The sequence below is a fragment of the Halorubrum aquaticum genome, assembly GCF_900113615.1.
In the GTDB taxonomy this organism is placed as follows: domain Archaea; phylum Halobacteriota; class Halobacteria; order Halobacteriales; family Haloferacaceae; genus Halorubrum; species Halorubrum aquaticum.
The window spans coordinates 160,007-178,991 of the sequence record NZ_FOPZ01000001.1; the positions used below are offsets into that span (position 1 = coordinate 160,007).

Sequence of the window (18,985 nt, forward strand, 5' to 3'; positions counted from 1 at the left end):
AACCAGATCGGCTATATCCGGGCCGATCGAACCGACGACGTGGCGATCCTCGACCCCTACGGCGACCGGTTCGGGCGGCTCCTCGTCGCGGTCGCGGTCCTCGCGGTCCTCGCCGGGGTCGCGACGGCCGGCGCGTACGCGGCGGACCCGTCGACGGCGACGCCCGCTCCCGTCGCCTACGACGACGCCGTCGAACTCGGGCTCTCCTCGGAGACCGACGAGCTGATGGCGGGGTCGGCGCGGATACCCCGCGCTCAGGTCTTCTACTCGCAGCTCCAGTACGTGGTCGGCTACAACGGGGTCGAGTCGTTCGCGGCGTCGCTCGACGACGGACGGACCGAGCGCCAGTTCGGCTACCCGCTCGTCGTCTACGTCGAGACGTTCGACGGCGGGAACCCCGGCGTGACCGACGACGGGCTCTTCGAGGCGGAGCGGTCGACCGACTGGGTACCCGCGGACGAGGCGACCTACGTCGCCGAAAGCGCGGCGCACAGTCCCGCGGGCGAGACGGTCGTGCCGTTCGCGGAGCGGACGAACGCCGAACTGTTCGCGGCCGAACACGGGGGGCGCCTCCTCGACTGGGAAGCCGTCCGGGACCGCTCGTTCGATGTCGACTCCGCGGCGACCGCGCGGTCGATGGCGCCGGCTCGCTGGGCGGCGGCCGACCGTCGGATCGCCGACGCGGAGGCGTCCGCCGGTGATCGGCATCGAGGGAATCGATCGACCTCGGCCGGCGGCGACGCCCTGATCGTCGTCGGCGAGGACGCCCCGACGATCGACGCGGCGGCGGCGGCCGCGCCGCCGAACGCGACCGTCGTCGTCCCGGCGGGCACCTACGAGGAGACGGTCGACGTGAACGAGTCGGTGGTGATCGCGGGCGACGGCGCGCGGATCCGCGGCGACGGGAACGGTTCGGTGATCACGGTCCGCGCGCCGAACGTGACCCTCTCCGGACTGTCGATCGACGGCGTGGGGAACCGAACGCGTGACCCCGAGGCCGCCGAGGAGGACGGGACCTGGGACACCAACATCCAACTCGGCTACGGCCACGGCGACGCGGGGATCCGCGCGATCGACGCCCCCGGCCTCCTCGTCGACGACGTCGCGATCGAGACGAACGCGAGCGGCGTGCTCCTCCGAGAGGGCTCGGACGCGGTGCTCCGCGACCTCCGCGTCGACGGCAGCGACGACTGGCGGGACGGGTTCATGGGCGTCACCGGGATGGAGTCGCGGGTGACCGTGGTCGACAGCCGGTTCGAGGGGGGACGCGACGGGGTCTACCTCCACCGTGCCGACGGGTCGGTGATCCGGAACTCGACGTTCGTCGGCAACCGGTACGGCACCCACCTCATGTACACCGGCGACGCCCTGATCGCGGACAACGCCTTCCGGAACGCCGAGTTCGGCGGGATAACCGTGATGACTCGCCCGTCCGGGAACGCGATCGTCGGCAACGACGTCCGCGGCTCCGGCGCGGGGATCCAGGCGTCCGGCACCCGCTCGTACGTCGGCTACAACACCCTCGCGGACAACGGGCTCGGCTTCTCGACCAGCGCCCGCGGATCGCTCTACGAGCGCAACGTCGCCGTCGACAACGAGGTGGGCGCGCACGCCACCACGGTGGTTCCCTCGAGCCGGGTCGTCGCGAACGACTTCGTCGGCAACGAGGTCCACGCGGAGGCCGGCCCCGGCGCGCTGCGGGTCTGGGCCGTCGGCGACCGCGGGAACCACTGGGAGGGCGCGAGCGTCGGGCTCCACGAGCCCGGCGAGCGGGCGTACCGCCCGACCTCCCCGGTTGACGCCGCGCTCCACCGCGAGATCGCCGCGGCGGCGCTTCGGGAGTCGCCGGCGGTCGTCCTCCTCGACCGGCTTCGCGGGACCGTCCCCGGCGCTCGATCCGGGAGCGTCGTCGACCCGTCGCCGGCCCCGAAGCCGCACGCTCCCGAGCGAATCGCCGCGGCGACGGACCCCGACTCGGAACCGGTCCACCCGGACTGGCGACGCGAACTCGACCACACGATGAACGCACACGATCGGAACGCGACGGACGGGACGAGGAGCCGGCTATCGAACGTGAGGACACGCGGCCTCGTCGACGTGGGGGGTCGCCGGTGAGCGACGGTCCGTTCGCGGAGCTGTCGGGCGTCACCCGAACGTACGGCGGCGTCGCGGTCCTCGAGGACGTCTCGCTCGCGGTTCGTCCCGGCGTGACTGCCGTGATCGGCCCGAACGGGTCGGGCAAGTCGACCCTGCTCGGCGTCCTCGCCGGGGCGGTCGATCCGACCGACGGACGCGTGCGGTACGTCGGACCGGCCGTCGACCGGGCGATCGGGTACCTGCCACAGCGGGTCCCGTTCCGCGAGGAGTTCACCGCGCGCGAGACGCTCGCGTTCTACGCCCGTCTCGCCGGCGACGACCCCGACGAGTCGCTCGAGCGCGTCGGCCTCTCCGACGCGGCGGACCGACGGGTCGGTGCGCTCTCCGGGGGGATGCGCCGGCTGCTCGGGATCGCCCAGGCCACCGTCGGCGACCCCCCGCTCGTCGTCCTCGACGAGCCGGCGAGCGGGCTCGATCCGGGAATGTGCGAGCGTGCGTTCCGGACGGCGGCCGACGCGTCCGGTGCCGACACCGCCGTCGTCGTGAGCTCACACGACCTCGACCTCGTGGACGAGCACGCGGACCGCGTCGTCGTCCTCGACCGCGGTCGCGTCGTCGCGGCGGGTCCTCGAGACCGACTGTGTTCGGACCGCGGCGTCGACGACGTCGCCGGGCTCTACCGGGCGGTCGTCGCCGGCGACGCGGTCGGAGCGGACGAGGGGGTTCGCGAGGAGCGGAGCGCGGTCCACGTGACGGGGGTCTCGGAGCGATGAGGGACCGGATCCTCGCGGTCGACACCGTGTTCCGTCGCGAGCTGGCGACCGTCCTCCGGACGCCGGGATACGGTGTCCTCGCGGTCGGACTGCTCGCCCTCCTCGGAGGCGTCGTCGCGGTCGGGGGCGGCGCGGCGACGGGATTCGTTCCCGCCGTCGTCGACCTGCTCCCCGTGACGGAGGTCGTCGTGCCGCTCGTCGCGTTCGTGGTGGGCTATCGTGCGCTGCTCGTCGACGCCGACAGCGGCGAGCTCGCGGTGATCCGGACGTATCCGGTGGGCGTCGTCGGCTACGTCGCCGGGGTGATGCTCGCCCGCTCGCTCGCGTTCTTGGCGGTCGTCGTCGTCCCGTACGCGATGGTCGGGGGGTTCGTGTGGGCGACCGCCGCTCCCGATACCGGGATCTTCGCGACCCACTCCGGGGTCGACTCTCCGCTTCTGTACCTCCGATTCCTCGGACTGCTCGTCCCGTTCGGCGCGGCGTATCTCTCCCTCGCGACCGTCGTTTCCGCGGTCGCCTCGAGCCGGCGCGGCGCGGTCGCACTCGCCGTCCTCGCGCTCGTCGGCGGCGTTCTCGGCGGCGACCTCGCGGTCCTGCGGTCGCTCGCGACCGGGACCTCCCCCTCGGCGATCCCCGGACTCCTCGCGCTCACCCCGAACGGGGCGTTCCGCGGGCTCGTCTTCGAGGAGGTGGTCGGCGTCGCGTTCGCGCCGCAGGGCGGCTTCGTCGACGTCGGTCGGGCGATCGGGTCGCTCCTCGGCTGGACCGTCGTCGGGATCGCCGTCTCGACCGTGACGCTGGCGTACGGCGACCGGCTGGAGGTCCTCCTCGAGGGCGTCAGAGCGCGACTCGCCGAGTGATACGCGCGGGACCGGACCGTGAGCCGTCACTCCGTCCCGCTCGGGACCGACCCGGGTGCGTACGCGTACACGGCGTAGAGCACGGTCGCGGCGATCAGGAAGTCGAGACTATGCGCGAGGAAGTGGTGGACCGGCATCGGCACGTAGCCGAGGACGGTCCCCGCGCCGACGACGGAGCGCGCCAACAGCGCCCCCACGGCGACGCTTATCAGCAAGTGCCGACCGGTGCGACGGCGGCCGTACGCGACGAGGCTCACGAGAAAGAGGAGGCCCGTCCCGATCCCCGCCACGACGACGACGGCCAGTATCGGGAGCGATCCCTCGACCCCCCACGAGACGGTCGAGAGCGGCGCAGTCGGCGGAACCATGTGTCGGGAGTTACGCGCGCTCGAGTATGAAACCACCTCGGAGTCCCTCGGAGTCCCCCGCGAACGATCCGTCTCTCCCGAACCCGACGGATCTCCGGTCGGGGTGGACCACCGGTCGGATCGGGCTACCGGTCGGGTTGGATCCCTCCTCACGAACGGGCCGGGGCGTCCGTCCCGAATCCCGGTCCGGGGCCGGATCGCGTTCTCAGGCGGCGGAACGTATCGGGAGCTTAAATACGCCGACCGTCCGACATGCGCGTATGACAGGGAACGCCGACGAGGCGTCGATGAGTCGTCGCCGACTCCTGCGGGCGGGGAGCGCGACCGCCGTCGCGGCGGCGGGACTCGCCACGGGGACCGGAACCGGGGCCGCCCAGTACGACGGGTGGCTCGAGGACGTCGAGAACTACGACGGGACCCACGACTACCGCGGGCAGGGCGAGGTCACGGTCGAGGTCGGCGCGGGCGACACCGGCTTGCTCTTCGGCCCGGCCGCGATCCTGATCGACCCCGGTACGACGGTGGTGTGGGAGTGGACCGGTCAGGGCGGCGCGCACAACGTGGTCGCCGACGACGGGGCGTTCGACAGCGGCGAGACGGTCAGCGAGGAGGGGTATACCTTCGAATACACCTTCGAGGACGCGAGCGAGGGCGACGTCTTCAACTACCTCTGTGTACCCCACGAGGCGGTCAACATGAAGGGTTCAGTCGCCATCGGTAGCGTCGACGACGATCTCGTGAGTCCGGGCGACGGTGGAGGCGGCGAGGGTGACGGAAGCGACGACGGCGATGGAGGCGGCGACGGCAACGAGTCGACGACCGGCGGGGGCGGCCGCGAACTCTCCTCGAGCGACGTCGGCGCGCTCGCACTCGGCCTCGGCGTCGCCGGCTCCCTCCTCGTGCCGCTGTTCTACGCGGCCCACCGAAAGGCGGAGAAGAACCGGTAGCGACGGAACCGTCCGCGGGTCACGACCTCGACGCCGTCACGACCGAACGCACGTCCCTTCTCGGTCGCGCCGTCAGAACGCGTGATACAGCATGACGTAGACGCCGATCCCCATCGCGAAGGAGACGAGCCAGAGGACCGCGGCGACGAACCCGACCTGCGCGTGGCGGGTGTGATACAACTCCCCGTGCGGTCGGGTGGCCGCGAGGAGGAGCGCGTAGAAGACGAAGGGGATACACACGATCGCGAACAGGACGTGGACCGCGAGAAACGGGAGATAGAGGTAGGTGTAGACGACCTCCGGGCCGGGGAACTCCGCGGTTCCGACGAGGATCAACCGGTAGAGGTAGCCGGCGAGGAACGCCGAGAACAGCGCGAACGACGCCAGCATGAACGCCCGGTGTCGTCGAACGTTCCCGCGTGAGATCGCTCGCCAGCCGAGGAGGATCGTGACGATCGCGGTCGCGGAGATCGCGGCGTTCAGGTGCGGGATCGCGGCGAGCGTCGCGTCGCTCGCGCGGGGGAGGACGCTGCTGGGAACGACGCCGCCGACGGCCCCGAAGACGAGCGCGAGCGACGCGACGGAGGCGACGGCGGTCAGTGTCGGGACGTTCTCGCGGGCCCACTCTCGCATGGATCGGAAGTCGGTCCGGAGCGGCAAACCGGTGCCGGTCCCGGCGCGTTCATCGACGCGAGTTCTCCCGGATCGGTCGGTGCCATCGGTCGGCACGCCGGTATCGAATGGAAGGGCTTTTAATCAGGGACGGGGTACGACGAAACGCGACAGAACGCAGCGAGCGTGGGTAGCCAAGCCAGGCCAACGGCGCAGCGTTGAGGGCGCTGTCCTGTAGAGGTCCGCCGGTTCAAATCCGGTCCCACGCATCGCACGGCGGCACACCCGCCACACCGATGCACGGTGTTGTCTCTACGACAGCACCCACGCACAATTCCTACGGACGCCACGCTCCGAGCGACGGCGTCGTCGCGTTCGCTCGCCTCTCGTCCGCGTTTCGTTCGTCTCCGTGCGTGATCAACCCGCCTCGAACGTCGTTGCGATGTCCTCGACGACCGTCGGGTCGTTCGTCCAGAAGCCGGTGTATTCGTCCGAACGCTCCTCGACGACGAGGCCGCAGGCCTGTTCCTCATCGGGGCCACCGTCGTACGCGAGGACCCAGTAGGGTTCGAATCTCGCGGCCTCCCCGGTGTGGTAGGTGATCCCGGGGATCGCTGGAGGGGCCCAGTCCTCGACGCCGTGAACGTGGATCTCGAGGCTCGTTTCGGCACCGAGCGTTCGATACACCTCCGTCTGAGACCTGAACGTCGAGAGGGTCTGAAAACTGACCCACAGGGTGCCGTCGCCGACACGGAACGCGCGGTCCTCGATCTCGCGACTGACTGCGAGGAGCTCTCGGCGGTTCATCCCGGAAAACACCGTCCTCTCGAGGACATCGAACAGCGCTCGGTATCCGTCGGATATCCCGGTTCGGTCGTCCGGTCGGCGGATCGGCGGCTCGAGCAACGCCTCGACCGCCTCGACTCCGATAACGCCCGTGACCTCGCCGTCGGTTTCGATCTCGAGGAACGGGTTCGGACCGTCCGCCGGGAGCGATCGCGACTCGACGTCGACGCCGTGATCGGCGAACCACGTCTCGATCTCGAGTCGGTCACCGCTCCTGTAGACGACGACTCGTTGCCGCCTCCCCTGGATCTCGGCTATCAACGAACTGAACGTCATCCCGATTCGTCAGGTCGTTCAGCCTCGACGCTCCACCGAATGACGTCCGCGACCCGTGGATGGAGCGATCCACGCCGGACGGTGCCGACGTTCGAGTCGTACTCTATCAGTTCCGCATCATCGAGTCGCGGCAGGTGGTTGTGGAGGAGTTGGAGGAGGACCTCCGATCGGTCCGCCGACGTGTACATCGTTCCCGTTGTGGTGGCTTCCCACCCACTGAGGACCGTCGCGAGCTCCTCGACGGTGGATTCCTCCTTTTCGAGTACGTAATGGAGTAGACGTCGACGGTGGGGCGAGGTGAGCGCCCGATAGAACTGGTCCTCCGCTAATCGCGGTGGGATCTCACCCACCGCGTGGTTTCGCCCATCAGGCGCTTCACCTGGATCTCCCATGCGTGCGCGTATATGTCTCTGAGACAATAAATCATCACTCCGCGTTTCGCCGGTCGCTTCCGGACCGACGTTCCGCCCGAACTGCCACCCTTTTAGTCCCGGCCTGCCGGAGTACTGCGTAATGAGTACGGACGCGACCCCCGAGTACGACCACGAGGAGTTGGGTCTCGTCGCCGGGCTGGAGATCCACCAGCAGCTCGATACGGCGACGAAGCTGTTCTGTGACTCCCCGACCGTCGAGCGCGACCCCGCCGAGGCCGACCGGGAACTCACCCGGCGGCTCCACCCGACGAAGAGCGAACTCGGCGAGCTCGACCAGGCCGCCGTAGAGGAGAGCCGGGTCGACCGCGAGTTCACCTACCTCGCGTACGACACCACCTGTCTGGTCGAGGAGGATGACGAGCCGCCCCGCCGCGTCGACGAGGAGGCGCTGTCGGTGGCGCTCCAGATCGCCGACTTACTCGACGTGAGCGTCGTCGACCAGGCGCACGTGATGCGAAAGCTCGTGATCGACGGCTCGAACACCTCCGGCTTCCAGCGGTCGATCCTGCTCGGACAGGACGGCGAGATCGAGACGGACGACGGGGCCGTCTCCATCGAGGACCTCATGTTGGAGGAGGAGTCCGCAAAGCGCGTCGAGGAGACCGACGACGGCGTCGTCTACTCGCTCGATCGACTCGGCGTCCCGCTCGTCGAGATCGGGACCGGCCCGGACATCCGGAGCCCCGAGCAGGCCAAGGAGGCCGCCGAACGCATCGGTATGCTGCTCCGCTCGACGGGGGCGGTGAAACGCGGGCTCGGCACCATCCGACAGGACGTCAACGTCTCGATCGCCGAGGGGGCACGCGTGGAGGTGAAAGGCGTCCAAGACCTCCAGGGGATCGAGGACATCGTCCGCGGCGAGGTGGGTCGACAGGCCGAACTGCTCGCGATCCGCGACGAACTCCGCGAGCGCGACGCGAGCGTGGGCGACGTACGGGACGTCACCGACGTCCTCGCCGACACCGACTCCGGCGTGATCCGGGGCGCGCTCGATTCGGGCGGGAAGGTGACCGCCGTCCCGCTGTACGGGTTCGACGGACTCGTGGGTCGGGAGATCCAGCCGGACCGCCGGCTCGGCACGGAGCTGTCGGACCACGCCAAGCGCCACGGCGCGGGCGGGATCTTCCACACCGACGAGCTGCCCGCCTACGGCGTGACGGAGGGGGAAGTCGACGCCCTCCGGGAGTCGGTCGGCGCGGGCGAGGACGACGCCGTGGCGATCGTCGCCGCCGACCCGGAGACGGCCGACCTCGCGATCGAGGCCGCCGCGGACCGCGCCGCCGCCGCCATCGAGGGCGTCCCCGAGGAGACTCGCGGCGCGAACGACGACGGCACCACGCGATACCTCCGGCCGCTGCCGGGCGCGGCACGGATGTACCCCGAGACGGACGTGCCGCCGGTCGAGCCCGACCCGTCGGACGTCGACCGGCCCGAGCTGCTCGACGAGAAGACCGACCGATACGTCGAGTCGTTCGGCCTCGACCGCGGGCTCGCCGAACAGGTGGCGTTCGGCCGGCGCTTCCCGCTGTTCGAGACCGCCGTCGAGCGCGGCGTCGACCCCACCTTCGCCGCCTCCACGCTGGAGTCGACGACGACGGAGATCAGACGCGACGGCGCGTCCGTCGAGAACCTGACCGACGACCACTTCCTCGCGGTCTTCGAGCTCGTCGAGTCGGGCGACCTCGCGAAGGAAGGCGTCCCGGAGGTGCTCTCGACGCTCGCGGCGGATCCCGATCTCTCTGCGGCGGAGGCCGTCGAGGCAGCCGGGCTCTCGGGCGTGAGCGACGAGGCGGTCCGCGAGGCGGTCCGCGAGGTCGTCGATCGCAACGCCGACCAGGTCGAAGCCGAGGGGATGGGTGCGTTCTCCGGCCTGATGGGCGAGGCGATGGGCGCGCTCCGCGGGAAGGCGGACGGCGAGGTCGTCTCCGATGCCCTCCGCGAGGAGATCTCGAAGCGCTCGTAGGACTCCCGACTCGGTCCGGACGTCCCCTCCGCTCACTGCTCCGTTCGAACGCTCGTCCGAAGCCCCGTTCTAGGCCGATCCGGTCAATACGGAATAACGCCGTCCCACACCGGTCGTACCCGACTCGAGACCTGTCAGGGACGAACTGCTGAACGTGGAGGACGTATCCATCGCGGAGACCTCGTCCGTTCCGTCTTCTTGACGCTGAACTAACCGCGAAGTGAGTCCGTATCTCGAAACCATCCGCCAGGGTATGCCGAAAACGCCCGATCAGTAGGGGGTTTCGGCACTGAGGCTCTTCTGGAAGGTATAACAATACTTCTCCATGTCGAGGTCTTCGTAGAACCGGTGAGCGTCTTCACGCCAGAGACCGGAAGCCAGTTCGACACAGGTACAGTCCCGTTCCTCCGCCCAGTCGAATACCCAGGAGAGTAGTTTCGACCCGTATCCGTTCCCGCGGGCGGGTTCGTCAACGACGAGGTCATGCACCCAGACGTGGGATCCACTGTAGAGGTTCGTTTGCTTCACGAAACCCGTGACAGCTACCAGGGACCCGTTCTCATCACGGAGGCCGAACAATCGATACCCGCTTTCATCACGCATTTCAGCGACCAATTCGAGGAACACCTCTTCTCCGATGGGCCGCAACTGATCGATGATCGGGTATGCTTCGCGAAGTTCGCTCTCAGATCCTAATTCAGTGATGGTCTCGTTTTCCATGTCTACATCGGACCGAGCGTGAGAAAATAAGCCTTGTACACCACGCGTCCGCTGACACGACGAGTCCCTCGTGGCGAGTTCCCTAGTACATGTCTTGAACGTTCGATCAACCCGAGATCGGTGTCCCAGCGCTGCTACGTTCGCGCCGCGTATCTCGTACGACCACTGGAACGTCCCTTTGACCCGATAGAGATGGCAACGGCCGATTCGTAACCTTCAGCGACCTGCCGTTTCGGACGGAAACACGTCCAAAAGAGCGTGTTTCAACGGGGTCGCGCTCACCCGTCGAGATACGCGTCGACGAGCGCCGCCTCCGCCTTCCGGAGGTGTGAACCCGCCGTCGAGGAGGAGCAGTCGAGCGCGTCGGCGACGTCGGCGACGGACCCGGTGCGCGGCACGTCGTAGTACCCGGCCCGTCGCGCCGCGCGGAGCGCCTCCGCCTGTCGGTCGGTCACCTCGACACCGGCGAGCCGGCTCCCGCCGTCGTACGAGCCGATCCGGTCGACGTCGACGTCGATCGCGTCCGGGAGCGCCGAGAGCGCCCCGCGCAGTTGGTCGGGCGGGCCGACGACGCCGAGCGCGAGTCGGCCCTCGGAGCGGTACACGACGGGCGGAACCGAGAGGAACTCGGTCTCGAGGAACGCGCCGAGGAACGCGTCGAGGGGGCCGTCGAGCGTCTCGTGTGCCCTGAGGTAGAAGGTCTCGTCTCCCTCCGCGGTCGCGCCGTCGCTACCGTCCCCGTCGCCGTCGGCGGCCGCGGACCCGCTCGCCGGCCCGATCTCGAACCGCTCGATCGAGTCGACCGCCCGCAGCCGTTCGAGGTACGGCTCTCGCGGCGCGGTGACCCGGAACAGCGTCGCGAGCGTCCCGTCGTCGAGCCGTCGCCAGGTCAGAAGCTCCGAGCGCCAGCCCTCATCGCAGTCGAGGAAGTCGTGCATCGGGTGTCGGATCGACGGGGGGAACCGGAACTCGACGTGGACGTACCGCATGCGGGGGTCGTCGGCCGCCGGCGACTTGAAGGTACGAGCCGATCCGCACGCGTCAACCCAATAAAAACAGGCGGACGTGTCCGCCCCAAGCGTCAGCACGCGGGCGGATCGATCCTGACACATGAGCGACTCCGTTCGGCGACACGATGGCGGAAGCGATCGACCCGCGACCGGCGCGGCGGGTCGCGACGGCGAGGGGAGTGAGACGCCCGTTCGCCCGCCGGATCCGGACGGGCTTCCGGTCCTCGGCAACGTCCACGCGATCGCCGCCGACGGGCTCGACTTCTACGAGCGTCGGGCGGCCGAACGCGGCGGCGTCGCCCGGTACGACGTGTTCGGCACGGAGAGCTACCTCCTCACCGACCCGGACGCGATCCGGCGGGTCCTCGTCGAGGACCACGCGACCTACGTCAAAGGTGAGATGCCCCGCGAGCAGCTCGGGAACCTCCTCGGCGACGGGCTCTTCCTCGCGGAGGGAAAACGGTGGCGCGAACAGCGGACCGCGGTGCGGTCGGCGTTCTTCCGCGAGCGCGTCGACGAGTACGGCGACGCCATGGCCGAACACGCCCGGCGGACGGTCGACGGGTGGGACGACGGCGACGCGGTCGACCTCCACGAGGCGGCCACGGAGTACGCGTTCTCGGTCCTCGCCGAGGGGCTCCTCGGCGACGACATCGAGGGCGAACGGGAGACGGTGCGGGCGGCCGCCGAGAGCATCACCGAGCGGTTCGACATGCGGCGGCTGGCCTCCTTTCTGCCGGAGTGGGTTCCGACGCCGACGAACCGGCGGTATCGCCGCCGACTCGACGCACTCAGGGAGACGTTACGCGACCTCGTCGACGACCGACGCGCGGCCGGTCCGCCGGCCGATCCGGGCTCGGCCGACGACCTCCTCGGGACGCTCGTCGCCGCCGCGGAGTTGGGAGCGATCGACGACGACGAGCTCGTCGACAACGCGGTGACGTTCCTGTTCGCCGGCCACGAGACGAGCGCGCTCGGCCTGACGTACACGCTCCACGCGCTCGCGACGCACCCCGACATCCAGGAGCGGGTCCGGCGGGAGGTCGCGGCGTTCGACGACGACCCCACGGCCGCCGAGGTCCGCGACTGCCCGGCGCTCACCGCCGCGATAAACGAGGCGCTCAGGCTGTATCCGCCGGTTCACACCTTCTTCCGGGAGCCGACCGAACCGGTGACGCTCGGCGGGTATCGGATCCCCGCCGGCGTGGTGGTGTCGCTCTCGCCGTGGGTGGTCCACCGCGACGGTCGATGGTGGGACGACCCGGAGACGTACCGGCCGGAGCGGTGGCTTCACGAGTCGCCGTCGGGGGCGGTCTCCGTCGGCGACGAGGCACCCGGCCCGGCCGTCGGCGAGCGTCCGGAGTACGCGTACTTCCCCTTCGGCGGCGGGCCGCGCCACTGTATCGGCATGCGGTTCGCCCGCCAGGAGCTCCGACTCGCCACGGCGACGCTCCTCCGGCGGGTCCGACTGGAGGCGGTGGACGGGGACTTGGAGCTTCGCGCCAGCGCGAACACGCGCCCGGCGGGACCGGTCCGCGTTCGGGTCCGCGAACTGGCCGCCGAGATGGAGGCGGACGACCCCTAGACGTACGCCAGCGGGACCATCACCGCCGCGCCGAGGAGTATCCCGCCGGCGAGTTCGCGCTTGCCGCCGTAGGGAAGCCCCTCGCCCGCGTCGAGCGCCTCGGGAAGGAACTCCGTGAGGACGAGGTAGACCATCGCGCCGGCGGCGAACCCGAACCCGTACGGGAGGAATTCCCGGGCGACCCGGACGAACGCGAACGCGATCACCGCGCCGATCGGCTGCGGGAGACTCGAGAACACCGCCCACCACACCATCCGCCACTCGGGCACGTCCATCGCCCGCAGCGGGATCGAGATGGCCGTCCCCTCGGGGACGTTGTGGATCGAGATCGCGACGGTCATGAAGACCGCGAGCGCGGGGACGGTGAATCCCAGAACGGATACGCCGCCCTCCAACCCGAGGTCGGCGAACGAGACGCCCACGGCGACGCCCTCGGGGAAGCTGTGAACCGTGAGGACGCCGAGGATCAACACGAGCTTGCGGAAGTCCGCCTCCTCGTACTCGTGCGGGTCGACCTCCGCGTCCGCGAGGACGCGGTGTGCCACGACCACGAGGACGACGCCGACCGCCATCCCGACCGCGACTTCCACGATCGTCCCCTCGGCCAATCCCTCGTCGATCAGCCCGAACAGCGACGCGGTCACCATGATACCGGAGGAGAGTCCCCAGAGGACCACGTTTCCGCGGTCGCTGATGGACTCGAAGAAGAAGAACGGGAGCGCGCCGAGCCCGGTCGCGAGCGCCGTAACGAGTCCCGCGAGGAAGACGAACGTGAGGTTCTCGAGAAGGGCCATCCGTGTCAAGAGTTCTCGTCGTGGCGACAAATCAATGACGGAGGAGGCGGCGCGATCCGGATCAGGGGCTCGGAGTCGCGACCCGCGGCTCGCCGACCCGTCGGGGCTTACCGCTCCGTGTCGGGCGCACGCTCGGCCAACACGGGGATGTCGGCCAGTTTCTCCCCGTCGAGCGCGTCCCAGTCGACGCCCGCGGGTCGCTCGGCGTCACTTCCCGTTCGGATCGCGCGCTCGGGCGTCACGACGAGATCGAGGGGCACGTCGTGGCGGTCGGGTTCGGGGAGCCGTTCGGCGTCTTCGATCGGCGACGGTTCCTCGTCGTCTGCGGGCGATGCCGTCTCGTCGACGACCTGGAGTTCGTGGACCGTCGTGGCCACCGTGGTGCCGTCGTCGACCGCGTCGAGTTCGCGGAGGACCGCCCACTCGAGGTCGCTGTATCCCTCGCCCTTGCCGATCCGGGTCCCGTCCGTCCGCACCGCGACGGAGCCGGAGACGATCAGGTCGATCCCGGCGACGTCCTCGGGGGCGGTCGGGACGCCGTGCTCGGAGATGCCCGAGACGGTCGTGGCCGCGTCGACGTCGTCGATCTCGGCGGGATCGAGCCGGAGGAACGGGTCCGGGTCCCGGAGCCGTGGCTGGGCCACGTAGACGGTCTTGCCGGCGCGGAGCGCGGCCCGGCGGACGGGCAGTTGCGGGGCGTCGGGGTTGGCCTTCACCGTCTCCGCCGACTCCCACTCCGGAGTCTCGGTCAGCCGATCGCGGGCCTCGTCCGCGCCCGCGAAGTTGGGGATCCGGTCGTGCGGCGGGAAGGGGAATCGAGCGATTCCACGGTCCTCGAGGGCGTCCCACACCGCCTGCCGGACCTCCTGTTTGTCCATACGCGTCGTGGGAACGGCGGACGATTAAGCGGTTCGGGGGTGGCGGTTCGGAGGTGGCAGTTCGGGAAAGAGGGATTCGAGTGGGAACGGTTCGGGACCGTCCCGTCGATTCCGATCGTCCCGCCGGTTCCGATCGGTTGGTCGCCACGCCGGACGAGCCGATCCGGATCGTCGACGCAGATTTATATACCTCCTGTGGGATCGTCCGCCCATGCTCGAAGACGGACTCTCGTACCCGGTACGTGGCGACTGGATAGGGCGTATCCTCATCGGCGGCGTGTTGGGATTCCTCTCCGTGCTCCTGCTCCCCGCGTTCGTCATCCTCGGATACCTGGTTCGGGTCCTCGAGACCACCGTCGAGGGGGCGGAGGACCCGCCGGAGTTCGAGGAGTGGGGCGACCTCCTCGTGAAGGGGATCATCGGGACCGTCATCACCGTCGCGTACACGTTCGTTCCGGTGCTCGCGTACCTGATCCTCGTCTTCGTCGTGGTCGGTGCCGGCGGGGCGATCGGCGGCGACGCGGGCGCGTTCGTGGGCGTGCTCGGCGTGCTCATGGCGCTCGCGTTCCTGCCGGTGTTGCTGCTCGTCTACTACGCGGTTCCCGCGGCGCTGACGGCCTACGCGGCCCGCGGCGAGATCGGCGCGGCCTTCGACGTCGAACTCCTGAAGCCGACCCTGTTGAGCACGGAGTACCTCGTCGCGATCTTCATGCCGCTCGTGGTGACGTTCGTCCTCTGGATCGCGACCGGCGTCCTCGCGGTCACGATCGTCGGGCTGCTGCTCGTCCCCTTCCTCCAGTTCTACGGACAGGTCGCGGTGTTCCGCATGTTCGGCTCCGCGTTCGCGAGCGAGAGCGACGAGCTCGACGCCGGTTCCGCGGGGTCCGACGACGCCGGAGCCGCGGACCCCGTCGACCCGACGGCGAACTGAGTTGACCGGTCACCGGACGTGACTCACGCTCGTGAACGCCGTCGAACGTGCGACGCGCCATTTAACCCGCTCGCGGGCCGAGTCACGGTATGTTCGAAGACCGGCCGGACCGCGACGCGGAGGTCGTCCTCGTGGGGCGATCGAACGTCGGCAAGTCGACGGTGATGCGCGAGCTGACGGGTCACGACGTCTCCGTCGGGGGGAAACCCGGCGTCACCCGCCAGCCGAACCACTTCGACTGGACGAGCGAGTCGTTCATGTTCACGGACCTGCCCGGATTCGGCTTCATGTCGGGCGTCGAGGAGGACCGGCGCGAACAGATCAAGACCGACGTGATCCGGTACGTCGAGGAGAACGCCGAGCATATCCTCGCGGGCGTGGTCGTCCTCGACGGGAAGAGCGCGGTCGACATCATCGACCGCCACCGCGAGCGCGGGAACGTCCCGCACGACGTGGAGATGTTCGCGTTCCTCGAGGACGTCGGCGTCGACCCGATCGTGGCGGTGAACAAGACCGACAAGATCGACGACCTCGACGAACGGCTCGACGCGATCTGCGACCGGCTCGGCCTCTACCCGCCGTGGCAGCAGTGGTCCGACACGGTCGCGCCGATCTGTGCGAAACGCGGCGACATCGACGCGCTCGAGGAGTGCCTGCGCGATCGGTTCCACGAGCACAACCGCGACGACCTGTTGAAGTTCGTCTCCTAGATCGGAAACAGAGTGGCATCAACACCCCAGCCTATCGGCAATACGAAGCGGGAATCACGATCGCGGAGAACACCTCCAAAGCCCCAGTCGTGAGGACTCGCGCGGCTCGGTGCGCTCCTCAGTCGCTCGTTTCACTCGCTCCCTGCGGTGCTTACGTCGCCCGGCTTCGTCCTCACGACTGCCCCTTTGAGTCCCCCCCGCACCGCTCCGCCCCGCCCCGCACAGCACCACAACCGCACCTCACGCCTCCCCAGCCTCGCGGCTCACTTCGTTCGCCGCGTCCCTCGCGGGCTCCTCGCGCCCTGCCGGGCGCTCGGAGGCGCGCCGTACGGTGGGATTAGAACTCGAAGCCGACCGCGTCGTCGTCGGGTTCGAGCGGGCTCCTCGGGTACGGCGGGGACGCGTCGGGGTCGTTGAACGCGCCGGGCGCGACGTCGTTGGGGCCGTCCGGGTAGAACAGCGCCGCGAGCGTCTGGATCGCGGTCCGCCCGCTCGCCAGTTCGAACTGGCCGCCGCCGTACAGCTCGATCCCCTCCTCGCGACAGTAGGCGATCGTCTCGAAGAGCGACTCGAGCGTTCCGAACCGCGAGGGCTTGACGTTACACCATCCCGGCTCGACGGGAAGCGACTCGAGCGCGTCGACCCCGTCGATCGGGTAATCGAAGGAGAGCCGGTCGGCCTGCGGTTCGAGGAGGGGCCGGGTCCCGGTCGTGAACGCCGCGTCCTCGACGACGGCCGTCGGGAAGGCGGCGAGGACGTCGCGGTACAGCTCGGGATCGGCGGGGACGTCCACGTCGGTCCCCTCGTACCAGCCCTTGAGGTCGGCGATGCGGACCGCGCCGGTCTCGCGCAGCCGCTCGAAGATCGAGTCGGGCCAGTCGGGGGTCGGGTCGAGTTTGAACTCCAGGTCGTCGTCGAGCGCGAGCAGTTCATCGACGCGATCGGCGGAGGGCGGGTCGCCGAGCCGGGTGGAGACGACGAACCTGACGGGTTCGGGCTCGATCCCGAGGAACTCCCCGAGGCTCGCGTCGGCCTGTCGGAGCCCCAGGTCCAGCGCGGCGCTCTCGAGCGCCCACCGGCGGTAGTGCCGGGAGGTCTCCCGTTCGGGCGGCTTCGCCGCGAACAGGTCGACGTCGTCGAGCGCGGCCGAGAGCTCGTCGATCGTCCACTCGCCCTCGAGGTCGATCGGGTCGGTCCCGGCGAGCGCGTCGTGGTCGGGCGTGTCGTAGGTGACGTCCTCGCCGCGGCCGACGAGGCCGTCGCCGGCGAGCCGGAACTCGGTCGTCGTCCGCTCGAACCCGCTCGTCGTGTCCGCGGTGTACCGTCGTCTCCCGACCGATTCGATCGTGACCGAGAGGTCCGCGATCCGCTCGTACGCGCTCATGGGTCGTCCGACGCCGGCCGGGGACTTAAACGGGTGTCGTCGCCGAGACCTTTCCGAAGCCCCGGACTCACGCTCGGGTCCGCAGCGTCTCGACGCGGGTCGCGAGCGCGAGAAACACCGGCACGACGGTGAGCACGACCGCGCCCGCGGCGGCGACCTGGAGGACCGTCGACGTGAACCAGGGTTGGGCGTCCGAATACGGCAGCGACGTGTGGGTGACCTCGCCGATCACCGGGACGAAGTAGTCCATCAGCAGGTCGAGGGTGTACCACGCGGTCGCGACCGCGACCGCCCGCACCGGGAAGTCGGTCATCCGGTGGAGCACGAACGCCTGAACCACCATCCCGAGGTGGCTCACGAACAGGAACGCGTACAGCGCCGGGCCCGAGTTCGCGAGGAACTCGGGGTAGAAGACGACGAGCACGTACGGCGTCCACAGCCCGAGTTTGATGTTTCCGAAGAAGGCGAGCGCGGCGAGGGTGTCGCTTCCCCGCCCGACCGCCCACGACGCGAGCGCGAGCGCGATGAGCAGCGTCGCGCCCGGGCTGTCGGGGACGAACATCCACATCTCGACGGGCACCCGCGCGAACTGGAAGCGGTAGTACCAGAAGCCGAAGGCCGTCCCGAGGAGGTTGATCGCGACGATGACCCAGACGAACCGGTAGGCGACGTCCTCCAGCGCCGCGGGCAACGGCGCGACCCATCGGGGAAGCCGGTCGCCATCGGTGGATCCGCGCTCGGGCGGGTCGCGTCCGAGCGCGCCGTCGATGTCCATGTTCGGGAGTCGACCCCGCGGCTCAAAGCCGTGGCGGTCGCGGGCGGAACCGGTGGGAGCGAAGCGGACCGTCCGCGACGAAAAGGGCTATGGGGGCCCGGCCGGAACCCGAAGGCATGCGCCCGCGAACGATGCTCGCGTTGCTCCTCGTCGTCCCCCTCGTCGACGCGTTGTTCCTCGTCTTCGTGGCGACGCGGCTCGGGTGGGTCGTCACCGTCGGGCTCGTCGTGTTGACGGCGATCCTCGGGATGCTCCTCCTGCGCGCGGAGGGACGGGCAACGCTCGCGCGGGTCCAACGCAAGCTCGCTCGCGGGGAACCGCCGACGGACGAGCTGCTCGACGGCGGGCTCCTCATCGCCGCCGGCGCGTTCCTGCTCACGCCCGGGCTGGTCACCGACGCGCTCGGGTTCCTCCTCGCGCTGCCGCTCACGCGAGTCCCGATCCGCATGGCGGTCAAGAAGTACGTCGTCGTGCCGTACATCGACAGCGAGACCGGCGGCTTCGCCACCGGGAACGTGTACATCGGCGGCTTCCCCGGGGGAGACGCCTCCGGAAGCGGGGGCGGGTTCTCCGGAGACCCCGAGGATTTCCCCGGCGGGTCTCCGGGCTCGCCCGGAGACGACGGCGACGACGCTGGTTTCCCGGGCGGCGTCGGCGGCTCCGGTGGCTCCGGATCGGGAGGACGCGCAGGCGACGACGACTCCGAGGACGTCGTCGACGTGGAGTACACGGTCGAGGACGAGGATCCGGAACGCGAGGAGCGCTCCGGGTGACGGTTCGGACCCGTTCGGGTCTCGCGATCCGCTCCGGAACCGCGTGACGGCGGCGCGCTATTGAAAGGAAACCCTTAAAATCCTACCCACGAAATCATCTGATGCGCTCACCTGGGCCAATAGCTCAGTCAGGTTGAGCGCTCGGCTGATAACCGGGAGGTCCACGGTTCAAATCCGTGTTGGCCCACCTACAACGTCCACGGTCCTTGGCCGTGGCGTGTTAGGGGCCGGGAACTCCCCAGCCACCTA

19 protein-coding genes and 2 tRNA genes are annotated in these 18,985 nt (G+C 69.5%); 11 read left to right on the plus strand and 10 right to left on the minus strand.

Going from position 1 to position 18,985, the window contains the following annotated elements:
* Positions 1 to 39 precede the first annotated feature (39 nt).
* The 3 genes from F3H10_RS00775 to F3H10_RS00785 are packed head-to-tail and all read left to right on the plus strand — an operon-like array spanning position 40 to position 3,730.
* Entirely contained in the window at positions 40 to 2,115 is a 2,076-nt protein-coding gene (locus F3H10_RS00775; protein WP_149782953.1) for a NosD domain-containing protein, read from the plus strand.
* On the plus strand, positions 2,112 to 2,870 hold the full coding sequence (locus F3H10_RS00780; RefSeq protein ID WP_149782954.1) for an ABC transporter ATP-binding protein: 759 nt from the start codon (positions 2,112 to 2,114) through the stop codon (positions 2,868 to 2,870). Before F3H10_RS00775 ends, F3H10_RS00780 begins: the two co-directional genes overlap by 4 nt.
* The gene (locus F3H10_RS00785) at positions 2,867 to 3,730 is read left to right on the plus strand and encodes a copper ABC transporter permease (RefSeq protein WP_149782955.1); all 864 of its coding nucleotides are present in this window, start codon (positions 2,867 to 2,869) and stop codon (positions 3,728 to 3,730) included. The genes F3H10_RS00780 and F3H10_RS00785 overlap by 4 nt, the downstream gene beginning before the upstream one ends.
* Positions 3,731 to 3,756: 26 nt before the next feature.
* Here F3H10_RS00785 and F3H10_RS00790 read toward each other — a convergent pair whose 3' ends face one another.
* A complete protein-coding gene (locus tag F3H10_RS00790; protein WP_149782956.1) occupies positions 3,757 to 4,098 on the minus strand; it encodes a DUF7471 family protein in 342 nt (113 codons plus the stop codon).
* Between the two features lie 260 nt (positions 4,099 to 4,358).
* Here F3H10_RS00790 and F3H10_RS00795 point away from each other — a divergent pair, with 260 nt between their 5' ends.
* Complete coding sequence (locus tag F3H10_RS00795; RefSeq protein WP_149782957.1) at positions 4,359 to 5,045, plus strand: halocyanin domain-containing protein; 687 nt, start codon at positions 4,359 to 4,361, stop codon at positions 5,043 to 5,045.
* A 72-nt stretch (positions 5,046 to 5,117) separates the two neighbouring features.
* On the opposite strand, the gene F3H10_RS00800 is transcribed toward F3H10_RS00795, so the two are convergent.
* Positions 5,118 to 5,678, minus strand: coding sequence for a DUF420 domain-containing protein (locus F3H10_RS00800; protein ID WP_149782958.1), 561 nt, complete (start codon positions 5,676 to 5,678; stop codon positions 5,118 to 5,120).
* A 163-nt stretch (positions 5,679 to 5,841) separates the two neighbouring features.
* Here F3H10_RS00800 and F3H10_RS00805 point away from each other — a divergent pair.
* Positions 5,842 to 5,926: transfer RNA gene (locus F3H10_RS00805), tRNA-Leu, on the plus strand.
* 148 nt (positions 5,927 to 6,074) lie between these two features.
* Here the strand turns inward: F3H10_RS00805 and F3H10_RS00810 are convergent.
* A complete protein-coding gene (locus F3H10_RS00810) occupies positions 6,075 to 6,779 on the minus strand; it encodes a DICT sensory domain-containing protein (RefSeq protein WP_149782959.1) in 705 nt (234 codons plus the stop codon).
* Positions 6,776 to 7,171, minus strand: a complete 396-nt coding sequence (locus F3H10_RS00815; protein WP_149782960.1) for a DUF7344 domain-containing protein — start codon at positions 7,169 to 7,171, stop codon at positions 6,776 to 6,778. Before F3H10_RS00815 ends, F3H10_RS00810 begins: the two co-directional genes overlap by 4 nt.
* 121 nt (positions 7,172 to 7,292) lie before the next feature.
* Between F3H10_RS00815 and gatE the strand changes: the two genes are divergently transcribed.
* Positions 7,293 to 9,176, plus strand: coding sequence for a Glu-tRNA(Gln) amidotransferase subunit GatE (gatE, locus tag F3H10_RS00820; protein ID WP_149782961.1), 1,884 nt, complete (start codon positions 7,293 to 7,295; stop codon positions 9,174 to 9,176).
* Positions 9,177 to 9,446: 270 nt separating this feature from the next.
* On the opposite strand, the gene F3H10_RS00825 is transcribed toward gatE, so the two are convergent.
* A complete protein-coding gene (locus tag F3H10_RS00825; protein WP_149782962.1) occupies positions 9,447 to 9,896 on the minus strand; it encodes a GNAT family N-acetyltransferase in 450 nt (149 codons plus the stop codon).
* 278 nt (positions 9,897 to 10,174) lie between these two features.
* Complete coding sequence (locus tag F3H10_RS00830) at positions 10,175 to 10,885, minus strand: helix-turn-helix domain-containing protein (RefSeq protein ID WP_149782963.1); 711 nt, start codon at positions 10,883 to 10,885, stop codon at positions 10,175 to 10,177.
* 121 nt (positions 10,886 to 11,006) lie between these two features.
* Between F3H10_RS00830 and F3H10_RS00835 the strand changes: the two genes are divergently transcribed.
* Entirely contained in the window at positions 11,007 to 12,491 is a 1,485-nt protein-coding gene (locus F3H10_RS00835) for a cytochrome P450 (RefSeq protein ID WP_149782964.1), read from the plus strand.
* On the opposite strand, the gene F3H10_RS00840 is transcribed toward F3H10_RS00835, so the two are convergent.
* Both F3H10_RS00840 and F3H10_RS00845 read right to left on the minus strand, forming a co-directional pair.
* Positions 12,488 to 13,285 (minus strand): ZIP family metal transporter, encoded by a 798-nt coding sequence (locus F3H10_RS00840; RefSeq protein WP_149782965.1) that lies wholly within the window; start codon positions 13,283 to 13,285, stop codon positions 12,488 to 12,490. The genes F3H10_RS00835 and F3H10_RS00840 overlap by 4 nt on opposite strands.
* 107 nt (positions 13,286 to 13,392) lie before the next feature.
* Positions 13,393 to 14,163, minus strand: coding sequence for a 5-formyltetrahydrofolate cyclo-ligase (locus tag F3H10_RS00845; RefSeq protein ID WP_149782966.1), 771 nt, complete (start codon positions 14,161 to 14,163; stop codon positions 13,393 to 13,395).
* 211 nt (positions 14,164 to 14,374) lie between these two features.
* Between F3H10_RS00845 and F3H10_RS00850 the strand changes: the two genes are divergently transcribed.
* Both F3H10_RS00850 and engB read left to right on the plus strand, forming a co-directional pair.
* Entirely contained in the window at positions 14,375 to 15,094 is a 720-nt protein-coding gene (locus tag F3H10_RS00850; RefSeq protein ID WP_149782967.1) for a DUF4013 domain-containing protein, read from the plus strand.
* Positions 15,095 to 15,183: 89 nt separating this feature from the next.
* The gene (gene engB, locus F3H10_RS00855) at positions 15,184 to 15,804 is read left to right on the plus strand and encodes a GTP-binding protein EngB (RefSeq protein WP_149782968.1); all 621 of its coding nucleotides are present in this window, start codon (positions 15,184 to 15,186) and stop codon (positions 15,802 to 15,804) included.
* Positions 15,805 to 16,141: 337 nt separating this feature from the next.
* On the opposite strand, the gene F3H10_RS00860 is transcribed toward engB, so the two are convergent.
* Entirely contained in the window at positions 16,142 to 17,188 is a 1,047-nt protein-coding gene (locus tag F3H10_RS00860) for a hypothetical protein (protein ID WP_149782969.1), read from the minus strand.
* 67 nt (positions 17,189 to 17,255) lie between these two features.
* Positions 17,256 to 17,963, minus strand: a complete 708-nt coding sequence (locus F3H10_RS00865) for a DUF1405 domain-containing protein (RefSeq protein WP_149782970.1) — start codon at positions 17,961 to 17,963, stop codon at positions 17,256 to 17,258.
* Positions 17,964 to 18,079: 116 nt separating this feature from the next.
* Between F3H10_RS00865 and F3H10_RS00870 the strand changes: the two genes are divergently transcribed.
* Together F3H10_RS00870 and F3H10_RS00875 are read left to right on the plus strand one after the other, a co-directional pair.
* Positions 18,080 to 18,736 carry an FxsA family protein gene (locus F3H10_RS00870; protein ID WP_149782971.1) on the plus strand — a complete coding sequence of 219 codons (657 nt, stop codon included), beginning with the start codon at positions 18,080 to 18,082 and terminating at the stop codon, positions 18,734 to 18,736.
* A gap of 113 nt (positions 18,737 to 18,849) precedes the next feature.
* A tRNA-Ile gene (locus F3H10_RS00875) sits at positions 18,850 to 18,923 on the plus strand.
* The last annotated feature ends 62 nt before the right edge of the window (positions 18,924 to 18,985 follow it).